Source organism: Delftia sp. 60 (genome assembly GCF_002754395.1).
Taxonomy (GTDB): Bacteria; Pseudomonadota; Gammaproteobacteria; order Burkholderiales; family Burkholderiaceae_C; genus Comamonas; species Comamonas acidovorans.
Map to the genome: position 1 here is coordinate 6,263,491 of NZ_PEFD01000001.1, position 11,228 is coordinate 6,274,718.

9 protein-coding genes are annotated in these 11,228 nt (G+C 68.5%); 5 read left to right on the top strand and 4 right to left on the bottom strand.

Features of this window, described 5'->3' with window-relative positions; all coding sequences use genetic code 11:
- The first annotated feature begins 134 nt into the window (after positions 1 to 134).
- Positions 135 to 650, top strand: a complete 516-nt coding sequence (locus CLV01_RS28140) for an Lrp/AsnC family transcriptional regulator (protein ID WP_065347279.1) — start codon at positions 135 to 137, stop codon at positions 648 to 650.
- A gap of 217 nt (positions 651 to 867) precedes the next feature.
- Positions 868 to 2,028: a sensor domain-containing diguanylate cyclase gene (locus CLV01_RS28145; RefSeq protein ID WP_099732678.1), complete on the top strand. Its 1,161-nt coding sequence runs from the start codon at positions 868 to 870 to the stop codon at positions 2,026 to 2,028.
- A gap of 12 nt (positions 2,029 to 2,040) precedes the next feature.
- On the opposite strand, the gene CLV01_RS28150 is transcribed toward CLV01_RS28145, so the two are convergent.
- Positions 2,041 to 2,901 (bottom strand): sensor histidine kinase, encoded by an 861-nt coding sequence (locus tag CLV01_RS28150; protein WP_012207699.1) that lies wholly within the window; start codon positions 2,899 to 2,901, stop codon positions 2,041 to 2,043.
- Positions 2,902 to 3,001: 100 nt separating this feature from the next.
- Positions 3,002 to 4,432 carry a bifunctional UDP-N-acetylglucosamine diphosphorylase/glucosamine-1-phosphate N-acetyltransferase GlmU gene (glmU, locus tag CLV01_RS28155; RefSeq protein ID WP_034397314.1) on the bottom strand — a complete coding sequence of 477 codons (1,431 nt, stop codon included), beginning with the start codon at positions 4,430 to 4,432 and terminating at the stop codon, positions 3,002 to 3,004.
- Between the two features lie 104 nt (positions 4,433 to 4,536).
- Here glmU and CLV01_RS28160 point away from each other — a divergent pair, with 104 nt between their 5' ends.
- A complete protein-coding gene (locus CLV01_RS28160; RefSeq protein ID WP_012207701.1) occupies positions 4,537 to 5,511 on the top strand; it encodes a LysR substrate-binding domain-containing protein in 975 nt (324 codons plus the stop codon).
- A gap of 126 nt (positions 5,512 to 5,637) precedes the next feature.
- On the opposite strand, the gene tyrS is transcribed toward CLV01_RS28160, so the two are convergent.
- Entirely contained in the window at positions 5,638 to 6,870 is a 1,233-nt protein-coding gene (gene tyrS, locus CLV01_RS28165; protein ID WP_012207702.1) for a tyrosine--tRNA ligase, read from the bottom strand.
- A 167-nt stretch (positions 6,871 to 7,037) separates the two neighbouring features.
- Here tyrS and CLV01_RS28170 point away from each other — a divergent pair, with 167 nt between their 5' ends.
- On the top strand, positions 7,038 to 8,432 hold the full coding sequence (locus CLV01_RS28170) for a peptidoglycan DD-metalloendopeptidase family protein (RefSeq protein ID WP_012207703.1): 1,395 nt from the start codon (positions 7,038 to 7,040) through the stop codon (positions 8,430 to 8,432).
- Positions 8,433 to 8,535: 103 nt separating this feature from the next.
- Positions 8,536 to 9,684: an anhydro-N-acetylmuramic acid kinase gene (locus tag CLV01_RS28175; protein ID WP_099732677.1), complete on the top strand. Its 1,149-nt coding sequence runs from the start codon at positions 8,536 to 8,538 to the stop codon at positions 9,682 to 9,684.
- Between the two features lie 87 nt (positions 9,685 to 9,771).
- Here CLV01_RS28175 and CLV01_RS28180 read toward each other — a convergent pair whose 3' ends face one another.
- On the bottom strand, positions 9,772 to 11,070 hold the full coding sequence (locus CLV01_RS28180; RefSeq protein WP_012207705.1) for an NCS2 family permease: 1,299 nt from the start codon (positions 11,068 to 11,070) through the stop codon (positions 9,772 to 9,774).
- Positions 11,071 to 11,228 lie beyond the last annotated feature (158 nt).

Below are 11,228 nucleotides of genomic sequence, written 5' to 3' on the forward strand. Positions count from 1 at the left end.
CAAGCTCCTTGTTTCGAGATGACGACGGATGCTACGCAGGTTGAAAAGAAATTTCTCGCCAAATTTCTTTATCTATTGAACTAATATTTCATCAAAACCAGCGCAAGAAATATTATTTCAATTCACAGAATTCAATGACACAAAATTCCATAGAACTGGACGCCACCGATCTGCGGTTGCTGCAATTGCTGCAGGTCGATGCCAGCCGCAGCAACCAGGCCCTGGCCGCGCTGCTGCAGCTGTCGCCGCCCACCTGCCTGCGCCGCGTGCGGCGGTTGCAGGAGACCGGGCTGATCGAGCGGCAGGTGGCCATCCTCCAGCCGGAACGCCTGGCCGCCGCCCTGGGCCACGGGCTGCAGGCCATCGTGGAAGTCTCGCTGGACCGCCAGGACAGTGATTCGCTGGACAGCTTCGAGCGCCGCGCCGTGGCGCTGGAGGCCGTGCAGCAGTGCTGGCGCGTGTCGGCCGGGCCTGATTTCATCCTCGTGGTGGCCGCGCCCGACATGCCGGCCTACCTGGAGTTGAGCCGCGCGCTATTCACGGGCGACGCCAACGTGCGCAATGTCAAGAGTTTTTTCAGCGTCAAGCGCGCCAAGTTTTCCACCGCCATGCCGCTGCCGTCCACAAATCCCGGAACGGCCGCCGAATGAGGCCAGGAGCCTTGATTTTGTGAGTATTTGTGCTCATCAGGAAGCTACGCTGCATCGGGGCCGCGTAGGACAACAGGCCTGCAATGTGTCCCGAACGCCAACTTTGGGCAACGTTAAACTTTAAGGCGTTGCGCACGCACGGGGACAATGATACAAATTGATGCAACAACACTTTCTGACGCGCTAGGCAATCGGCGCGCACTCGGCTCGCACCGCCATGTCCTTGCGCCAGCGCATCCATCGCCGAACCTACCCCTTGCGCGTCTCCAGCATGGCATTGGGCGGCCTCGTCGTGGGCACGGCCATGACCGAGATGGGCGCCAGCCCGGCGGTCTGGGGCTTTGTGCTGGTGAGCGCCCTGGTCTGGCCGCACATCGCCTTTTTGCACGCCCGCCACAGCCGTGACAGCCACCGCGCCGAACACGCCAATCTGCAGATAGACGCGCTGATCATCGGCAGCTGGATTCCCGTGATGCATTTCTGCGCATTGCCCAGCATTGCGCTGCTGGCCATCAGCATTGCCGACCGCAACCACACGGCCACGCGCGACGGCTGGCTGCAATCGCTGGTGGCCACCTTGCTGGCCGCCGCGCTGGTGGCCCTGCTGCTGCGGCCCGTGCCCGACTGGGAGGCCAGCCTGGCCGTGCAGCTGAGCATGCTGCCCCTGCTCCTGCTGCACAGCGTGTTCTCCAGCTGGTCCACGCGCCAGCTGGTGCGCAAGCTGGCGCGCCAGAACGTGAAGCTGCAGGTGCTCAGCCGCATCGACCCGCTGACCACGCTGTACAGCCGGGACTACTGGTGGCAAAAGGCCCGCGCCGCGCTGCGCGACTACCGGCAGACGCAGGCCTCGGCCTGCCTGCTGATCGTGGACATAGACCACTTCAAGCGCATCAACGACAGCTTTGGCCACACCGTGGGCGACGAGGTGCTGCAGGCCATAGGCCTGACCATCCGGCACTGCCTGCGCTCGCACGACGCGGCGGGCCGCTATGGCGGTGACGAGTTCGCCGTGCTGTGCATGCACACCCAGCTGGACGACGCCTATGCGGTGGCGCTGCGCATACGCAACCAGTTGAGCCAGCTGCGCGTGCGCGAGCATCCCCAGCTGCGCGTGAGCGCCAGCATTGGCGTGGCGGCGGCGGACCCGAGCTTTCTGTCGGTCAAGGACTGGATCAATGCGGCCGACAGCGCGCTCTACAGCGCCAAGGATGCCGGGCGCGACCAGGTGATTCCCGCCGCGCCGCTGATGGCCGGCAGCGCGCCTGCCCGAGCGGGAACAGGCTCGGACGCAGACCCCGATACAGGCTCCGACACGGGCCCGGACACCAGGGACTCCCGCCCCACGCACCAGCCCGAGCCGGACGACACGCTGATCTGAGGGCAGGCGGTCTCAGAGCCCGCGATCGGCGCGCCGCACTTCGCCGCCGGGCCAGTTCAGGCAAACGCAGCAGCCGCCCGCGGGCGTGGCGCGGATGGTGGCCTCGCCGCCGTGGCGGCGCATCACGCCGCGCACCAGGGCCAGGCCCGTGCCCAGGCCAGGGAACTCGGATTCGCGGTGCATGCGCTGGAAGATGCCGAACAGCGCTCCCGCACGCGAGGGATCGAACCCCACGCCGTTGTCCGTCACGCTGAGCGTGATGCCGCCGTCGGCATGGCGTTCCACATCGATGGCAATGCGCGGCTGGTCCACGGGCCGGGTGAACTTGACGGCGTTGTCCAGCAGCGCCTCCAGCACCTGGCGCAGCAGGGCCGCGTCGGCACGCACGGCGGGACTTTGCTGCGGCAGGCTCCATTGCAGCCGCGCAGCCGCGCCGCAGGCCGCCCAGCGCGGCTGCGCCAGCACCGCCGTGCGCGCCTGCTCCAGCAGCTCCTGCAAGGCGACGGGCTGCCACTGCATGGGCGTGCGCGCGGCGCGCGACAGGGCCAGCAGGCCATCGAGCATGCCGCCCATGCGGCGCGCCGACTGGTCCATGGTCTGCAGGAAGCCGCGCGCCTCTTGCAGCTCCTGCGGCGAAGGCGCGGCCTGCGACAGCAGCTCATCGACCAGGGGGCCGAAGGACAGCACATGGCGCAGCGGCGCGCGCAGGTCGTGCGACACCGCATGCAGCCATTCCTGCTGCGCGGCGCGCAGGGCCTGCAGTTCCTGCTCCCGCTGGGCCAGGCGCTCCAGCGCATCCTGCAACGTGCGGGGAGGGCCCTGCAGGTCGGCGGCGGGGTCGGGAGGCGGATGGGGTGCGAAAGGTTCCGTCATGGCATGGACAGGGTCAGGGTCAGGAGATTCGGCAAATCGGCGTACCCCGTACGGGACCCGCCGGCGATGCGGGCCCTCGAGCCCACGTGTCTCGGAAGTCTCAGGACTTGGGCAGTTTGACTGGGCGCTTCCAGCTGGTGATGCTCACCTGCCTGCCCCGCGATACCGTGAGCACGCCGGGCTCGGTGCTCTTGGTGACCGTGGAGCCACCGCCCACCGTGCCGCCCGCGCCAATGGTGACGGGCGCCACCAGCACGCAATTGCTGCCGATGTGCACGTCGGCCTCGATCACCGTGCGGTGCTTGTTCACGCCGTCGTAGTTGGCCGTGATGGAGCCGGCGCCGTAGTTGACGCGCTCGCCCACCGTGGCATCGCCCAGGTAGGCCAGGTGGTTGGCCTTGGCGCCATCGGCCAGCACGGAGTTCTTGACCTCGACGAAGTTGCCGATGTGCACTTCGCGGCCCAGTTGCGCACCGGGGCGCAGGCGCGCAAACGGGCCGACCAGGGCGCCCTCGCCCACGCTGACGCCGGCCTTCTCGCCATCGACATGCGTGTACGGATGGAGGACGGCGCCCGCCGCAATCGTGGCGTTGGCAATGCTGCAATAGGCGCCGATGCGCGCACCTTCGCCAATCTCCACATGGCCGCTGAAGATGCAGCCCACGTCGATCTCCACATCCTGCCCGCAGGCCAGGCGTGCGGCGCGGCCCGTGCGCGGGTCGTCGCGCAGGTCAAAGCGCGCGGGGTCGGCCAGGCGCACGCCCTGCTCCATCAGCGCACGGGCCTGGGCGCCCTGGTGGGCGCGCTCCAGCTCGGCCAGTTGCAGCGGGCTGTTGACGCCCGCCACCTGCACCGGGTCGGCAATGCAGTGCGCGACCACAGGCACGCCGTCGGCCACGGCCATGGCGACCACGTCGGTCAGGTAGTACTCGCCCTGGGCGTTGTCATTGGTCAGGCGGGCCAGCCAGCCGGCCAGGTGGCGGGCCGGCACGGCCATGATGCCGCTGTAGATTTCCTGGATGGCACGCTGGGCGTCATTGGCATCCTTTTGCTCGACGATGCGCTGCACCGTGCCGTCTTCGCCGCGCACGATGCGGCCGTAGCCTGTGGGATCGGGCAGGCGCACGGTCAGCAGGGCCAGCCGCTGGCCATCGGCCGCATCGACCAGGGCGCGCAGCGTGTCGGCCTGCGTCAGCGGCACATCGCCCGAGAGCACGATGACCATGCCGTCGCCCGCCAGCGCGGGCACGGCCTGCTGCACCGCGTGGCCCGTGCCCAGCTGCGGCTCCTGGCGCACGAACTTCAGCGCCATGGAGCCGCCCTGGCAGGCCGCCGCCATGGCGGGCTCCACCTGGTCCGCGCCGTGGCCCGTGACCACCACGGCCGAGCGCGCATCCAGCTGCGCCGCCGTGGACAGCACATGGCCCAGCAACGGGCGCCCCGCCAGGCGCTGCAGGACTTTGGGAAGGCGGCTTTTCATGCGCGTGCCCTTGCCCGCGGCCATGATGACGAGATCCAGAGGTGCTGTCATAGGTGATTCATCCAAAACGCCAGAACCTGTGCCGGCAACGCCGCCGATTATCTGCCCGCCAAGGGCTGCGGCCGGTCACACGATTGACGTATGCTGGCGGCGCCATGCCCCATGCCACCACTGCACCCGTTCCCCTGCTGCGCACACGCGCCATCGGAGCCGGCCATCTGCGTGCCTTCCTGGCCGTGGCCCGGCACCTGAATTTCCGCGCGGCAGCCGACGAGCTGTCGCTGACGCAGTCGGCCGTGAGCCGCCAGATCCAGTCGCTGGAGGATGAAGTCGGCGTGCCGCTGTTCCTGCGCCACACGCGCGCCGTGGAGCTGACCGGGGCCGGCGCCCAGCTGCTGCGCTCGGTGGCGCCTGCGCTGGAGCAGATCGACGCCTCGGTGCGCCAGATCCGCCAGACCGTGGGCCGCAAGAGCGTGGCCATCACCACCTGGGCCAGCTTTGCCGCCATGTGGCTGATCCCGCGCCTGGAGTCCTTCCAGCGCGCCTGGCCCGATATCGACATCCGCATCGACACCAGCGACACCGTGATGGACCTGGACACCACCGACGTGGACCTGGCCCTGCGCTACGGCCGCGCGGGCGACGGCTGGCCCCAGGCGCAGCGCCTGTTCGGCGAGCAGCTGGCCGTGGTGGCCAGCCCGCGCCTGCTGGCCGGCGGCCCGCCGCTCAGGACGCCGGCCGATGCCGCGCGCTACACGCTGATCGAGACCGGCGACGCCCACCGCATGCCCCAGCTGGAATGGCTGGGCTGGCAGCGCTGGTTCGGCGTGCAGGGCTGCGACCAGCTGCAGCCGCCGCGCTGGCTGTACTTCAACTACGCCCACCAGATCGTGCAGGCCGCCCTGGCCGGACAGGGCCTGGCGATTGCGCGGCTGCCGCTGGTGGCCGATGCGCTGGCGGCTGGCGACCTGGTCGAGGTGCTGCCCGCGCACCGGCTGGAATCGCCGCTGGCCTACTGGCTGATCGTGGGCCCGCGCAGCGCCGCGCGTCCCGAGGTGGCCGCCTTCTGCCGGTGGCTGCAGGAGCAGGCCGAGGTCACGCGCGAAACCGTCGAATCGCCCCCGGCTTGAAAAATGCCCCCACGCTCCCCAGAAGGGGCCGTTTTCATCTTGGGGCGGCCCGGCGATGAAAAAAGGACGCGGGCATGCCGGCGTCCTTCATTCCTGTGCAGCCGGGCGCATGGCCCGGCGCGGGCATCAGCCCAGCGTCACGCGCGCAAACTTGCGCTTGCCCACCTGCACCACATAGGTGCCGGCTTCGAGCTTGAGGCCCCGGTCGCTGATGGCCGTGCCGTCCACGCGCACGCCGCCGCCGTCGATCAGGCGGTTGGCCTCGCTGGTCGATGGCGCCAGGTTGGCCTGCTTGAGCAGGGCACCGATGCCCAGCGGCGCGCCCGACAGGCTGACCTCGTCGATCTGGTCGGGAATGCCGCCCTTGCTGCGGTTGTTGAAATCCTGCTCGGCCGCATCGGCCAGCGCCGCGCTGTGAAAGCGCGCCGTGATTTCCTTGGCCAGCAGCACCTTGGCGTCCTTGGGATTGCGCCCGCCTTCCACCTCGGCCTTGAGCGCGGCGATCTCGGCCAGGCTCTTGAACGACAGCAGGGTGTACCAGTTCCACATCAGCGTGTCCGAGATGCTCAGCACCTTGGCGAACATGGTGTTGGCGTCCTCGGTGATGCCGATGTAGTTGTTCTTGGACTTGGACATCTTGTGCTCGCCGTCCAGGCCCACCAGCAGCGGCATGGTGAGCACGCACTGCGTGTCCTGCCCGTATTCCTGCTGCAGATGGCGGCCCATGAGCAGGTTGAACTTCTGGTCCGTGCCGCCCATCTCCAGGTCGGCGCGCAGCGCCACCGAGTCATAGCCCTGCAGCAGCGGGTAGAGGAACTCGTGCAGGCTGATGGAGCTGCCGTCGGTGAAGCGCTGGTGGAAGTCGTTGCGCTCCATCATGCGGGCCACCGTGTACTTGGCCGACAGCTCGATCATGCCGCGCGCGCCCAGCTTGTCGCACCACTCGCTGTTGTAGCGCACCTCGGTGCGGGCGGGGTCCAGCACCTTGGCGGCCTGGGTGTAGTAGGTCTCGGCGTTGACCTTGATCTGCTCGGCCGTCAGCGGCGGGCGCGTGCTGTTGCGGCCCGAAGGATCGCCGATCAGGGTGGTGAAGTCGCCGATCAGGAAGATCACCTGGTGGCCCAGGTCCTGCAGCTGGCGCATCTTGTTGAGCACCACGGTGTGGCCCAGATGGATGTCGGGCGCCGTCGGGTCCAGGCCCAGCTTGATGCGCAGCGGCACGCCGGTGGCCTCGGAACGGGCCAGCTTTTGCACCCAGTCCGCCTGGGGCAGCAGCTCATCCACGCCGCGCAGGGTGGTTTCAAGCGCTTGGCTTACACCGTCGGTGACCGGGTATGTTGTAACAGCAGATTGATTCATAAGGGTTTTTCGCCAGGCCGCGTAGGACTGCGTCGGTATACTCCGGGGATTTTCCCGCTGCGGCGAATTCTAGACGCCCGCCTATCCGCACCGCAGAGCGCGGACTTGTTGCCCGTCTGGAGAGCGTATCCCGCCGCTGCGATGCTGTCCGTCCCCCGCAGGGCCGGATGCGCGCAACCCAAGGATCTGATGTTGTGAAATATGGCTTGAACCATGCCAGCGGTGCTCTTGTTGCGCGGCTGACCTCCGTGATCCAGCAACACCCCAAGCGTGTCACCGCGGCACTGGCAGCCATCTTGCTCACGGGCGGCGGCGGTGCCTTCGCCGTGGCCAACCTGGGACCCGATCCGGCCGACCTGCCGGTGCGCATGCTCTCCACGCCCGTGGAATCGCTGGCCGAAGGCCAGACCCTGGCCGAGCTGACCGACAGCGTGCAGGGCATGTCCCTGTACCGTTCCGAATACACGCGCGGCAGCGACACCGCCGAAACCCTGCTCCAGCGCCTGGGCGTGGCCGATCCGGCCGCCGCCGCCTTCATGCGCGGCAACGACCAGGTTCGCCAGCATGTGCTGGGCCGCGCCGGCCGCCTGGTGACGGCCGAGACCACGCCCGACCACCAGCTGTCGCAGCTGACCGTGCGCTGGGCGCCCGACGAGGACGGCAGCTTCCGCCGCCTTGTGGTCGAGCGCAAGAACAATGAACTGAGCACCCGCATCGAGACGGGCAAGCTGACGGCCTCGCCCCGCCTGGCCGGCGGCATCATCCGCAGCTCGCTGTTTGCCGCCACCGACGCGGCCTCCATCCCCGATGCCGTGGCCATGCAGATGGCCGACATCTTCCAGGGCGACGTGGACTTCCGCCGCAGCCTGCGCAAGGGCGACCGCTTCTCCGTGGTCTACGAATCGCTGGAAGCCGATGGCGAGCCGCTGCGCGCAGGCCGCGTGCTCAGCGCCGAATTCCACAACAACGGCAAGGTCGTGCAGGCGCTGTGGTTCCAGGACGAGGGCAAGGCCAAGGGCGACTACTACACCATGGACGGCAAGAGCCGCCGCCAGGCCTACCTGACCTCCCCCGTGGAGTTCTCGCGCATCAGCAGCGGCTTTGCCATGCGCATGCACCCCATCCACAAGACCTGGCGCGCCCACCTGGGCACGGACTTCGCCGCTGCCACGGGCACCAAGGTGCGTACCGTGGGCGACGGCACCGTCTCCTTCGCGGGCGTGCAGAACGGCTATGGCAACGTGATCTTCGTGGACCACGCCAACAACCACACCACGGTCTACGCCCACCTGAGCCACATCGGCGTCACGCGCGGCCAGCGCGTGGAACAGGGCGACATCATCGGCAACGTGGGCTCCACGGGCTGGGCCACCGGCCCGCACCTGCACTTCGAGTTCCGCGTCAACGGCGAGCACCGCGATCCCATGACCATCGTCCAGGCCACCGATGCCGCCCGCCCCGTCTCCAAGGCCGGCCGCGCCGCCTTCGACAAGATGGCCGCGCAGATGCGCATCGAGCTGCAGGCATCGAACGAAGCACTGGCCCTGGCCAGCGAACGCTGAACCATCGCTGCGATCACGCAAAGGCTGCCCTGGCAGCCTTTGTTGTTTCAGGCGCATCCTTTTGTGATCGTGGGTCCCAGGCCGCAGGGCTACCATTGCCGGCATGAACCAGCCCATCCCCTCCCCCATCGCCCACCGCTACTGCATAGGCCTGATGTCCGGCACCTCGCTCGACGGGGTGGACGGCGTGCTTGTGGACTTTGCCGAAGGCACGCAGGTGCTGTGGCATGCCAGCCGGGGGTTCGACGCCGCGCTGCGCGCCGAGCTGCTGGCGCTGAACACCCCCGATGGCCGCGACGAGCTCCACCGCGCGGCGCTGGCGGCCAATGCGCTGGCGCGCAGCTATGCCGAGGTGGTGCGGGAACTGCTGCAGGCCACGGGCCTGGCGCCCGCGCAGATCGCCGCCATTGGCGCCCACGGCCAGACCGTGCGCCACCGGCCGCAGATGTTCGACGGCACGGGCTACACCTTGCAGCTCAACAGCCCGGCCCTGCTGGCCGAGCTCAGCGGCGTTGCCGTGGTGGCCGACCTGCGCAGCCGCGATGTGGCCGCGGGCGGCCAGGGTGCGCCACTGGTGCCCGCCTTCCACCAGGGCGTGTTCGGCCGGCCCGGCGAGACGGTGCTGGTGCTCAACATCGGCGGCATTGCCAATCTCAGCGTGCTGGCGGGCGATGGCACGGTGCTGGGCTTCGACTGCGGCCCCGGCAATGCGCTGATGGACGGCTGGTGCCAGACCCACACCGGCCAGCCCTATGACGACGGCGGCCAATGGGCGGCCACGGGCCAGGTGCTGCCCGCCCTGCTCGACCGCCTGCTGGCCGAGCCTTTCCTGCAGCAGCCGCCGCCCAAGAGCACGGGGCGCGACCTGTTCCACGCGGACTGGCTGGCCGGCCATCTTTCCGCCAGTGCAACCAGCCCCGCCGATGCCCGCCCTGCCGACGTGCAGGCCACGCTCACCGAATTCACGGCCCGCGCCTGCGCCGGTGCCGTGCAGCGCTTCGGGCGTGGCGGCGGCGAGCTGCTGGTCTGCGGCGGCGGCGCCTTCAACACGCAACTGATGCAGCGCATCGCCGCCTTGCTGCCCGGCGTGGCCGTGGACACCACGGCCGCGCGCGGCCTGCCGCCTCAGCAGGTGGAGGCCGCCGCCTTTGCCTGGCTGGCGCGCCAGGCCCTGCTGGGTTTGCCGGGCAACCTGCCCGCCGTGACGGGCGCACGCGGCCCGCGCATCCTGGGCGCCATCCACCCCGCATGAGTACCGCGGAAAAGCAGCGCCAGCAAAAAGGCCCGCGCAAGGCATTGCTGCCAGGCGCGGGCCCCCCACCAAAAACAGTGCGCTACGTCAGCCGCCGATATAGACGAACTTGAAGAGGAAGACGCCGCCGATCAGCCACACCATCCAGTGCACTTCCTTGGCGCGCCCCGTGAACAGCTTGAGCACGGCATAGGTGATGAAGCCGAAGGCCAGGCCATTGGCCACCGAGTAGGTGAAAGGCATGAGCAGGGCCGTGACGGCGGCGGGGATGGCCTCGGTGGTCTCGCCCCATTCGATCTCGGTCAGCTCCTTGAGCATCAGGCAGGCCACGAAGAACAGCGCGGGCGCCGTGGCGTAGCCGGGCACCACGCCGGCCAGCGGCGACAGGAACAGGCAGCACAGGAAGAGCACGGCCACGGTCAGCGCCGTCAGGCCCGTGCGGCCGCCCGCTTGCACGCCGGCCGCGCTTTCCACATAGGCCGTGGTGCTGGAGGTGCCCAGCAGCGAGCCCGCGAAGATGGCGCCACTGTCGGCCAGCAGCGAGCGGTTGAATCGTCCCATGCGGCTGGGCACCAGCAGGCCGGCGCGCTTGGCCACGCCCATCAGCGTGCCCGTGGCATCGAACAGCTCGACCAGGAAGAACACCAGCACCACGTTGAGGATACCGCCCGTCAGCGCGGACTTGATGTCCAGCTGCAGGAAGGTGGGCGCAATGGAGGGCGGCGCAGAGAACACGCCGTGGAACTCGTTGCCCGCGAAGAAGAACGAGGCCACGGTGACCGCGACGATACCGATCAGGATGGCGCCCGGCACCTTCAGGCGGTCCAGCACCACGATGATCAGAAAGCCCAGCGAAGCCAGGATGACTTCGGGCTTGTGCAGGTCGCCCAGGGTCACGAAGGTGGCCGGCGATGCCGCGACGATGCCCGCGCTCTTGAGCGCGATCAGCGCCAGGAACAGGCCGATGCCCACGGTGATCGCTATGCGTATGGACTGCGGTATGCCCTTGATGATCAGCTCCCGCAGGCCGAACAGCGTCACCAGCAGGAACAGGCAGCCCGAGACGAAGACCGCGCCCAGCGCGGCCTGCCAGGTGAAGCCCATGTGCAGCACCACCACGTAGGCGAAGTAGGCGTTCAGGCCCATGCCCGGCGCCAGCGCGATGGGATAGTTGGCGTACAGCGCCATGATGGTCGTGCCCAGCGCCGCGATCAGGCAGGTGGCCACGAAGACGGCCCCCTTGGGCATCCCCGCATCCCCCAGGATCGAGGGATTGACGAAGATGATGTAGGCCATCGTCAGAAAGGTCGTCAGGCCCGCGACCAGCTCGGTTCTTACATTGGTGCCGTGCTCACTGAGCTTGAACACCCGTTCCATCCAGTTCATCGCATTGTCTCCGTGTTGTTTTCGCATGCGGGGCGCAACGGTTGTGAAAGCGCCCAGGGTTGAGCACCGGCTGTCCAGGCCGGCACAAGGCATGGCACCCTGCCGGGCGGCCATGGACCTGGTGGCGCGCATCGCTGCGCGCGGATTCAAGGAATGAG

What these genes read in the sequence shown, in the direction of transcription:
- CLV01_RS28175 (WP_099732677.1), top strand. Translation starts at nt 8,536, where the DNA reads ATGAACCAGCCCATCCCCTCCCCCATCGCCCACCGCTACTGCATAGGC.
- CLV01_RS28140 (WP_065347279.1), top strand. Translation starts at nt 135, where the DNA reads ATGACACAAAATTCCATAGAACTGGACGCCACCGATCTGCGGTTGCTG.
- CLV01_RS28170 (WP_012207703.1), top strand. Translation starts at nt 7,038, where the DNA reads ATGCGCGCAACCCAAGGATCTGATGTTGTGAAATATGGCTTGAACCAT.
- glmU (WP_034397314.1), bottom strand. Translation starts at nt 4,432, where the DNA reads ATGACAGCACCTCTGGATCTCGTCATCATGGCCGCGGGCAAGGGCACG.
- tyrS (WP_012207702.1), bottom strand. Translation starts at nt 6,870, where the DNA reads ATGAATCAATCTGCTGTTACAACATACCCGGTCACCGACGGTGTAAGC.
- CLV01_RS28180 (WP_012207705.1), bottom strand. Translation starts at nt 11,070, where the DNA reads ATGAACTGGATGGAACGGGTGTTCAAGCTCAGTGAGCACGGCACCAAT.
- CLV01_RS28150 (WP_012207699.1), bottom strand. Translation starts at nt 2,901, where the DNA reads ATGACGGAACCTTTCGCACCCCATCCGCCTCCCGACCCCGCCGCCGAC.
- CLV01_RS28145 (WP_099732678.1), top strand. Translation starts at nt 868, where the DNA reads ATGTCCTTGCGCCAGCGCATCCATCGCCGAACCTACCCCTTGCGCGTC.
- CLV01_RS28160 (WP_012207701.1), top strand. Translation starts at nt 4,537, where the DNA reads ATGCCCCATGCCACCACTGCACCCGTTCCCCTGCTGCGCACACGCGCC.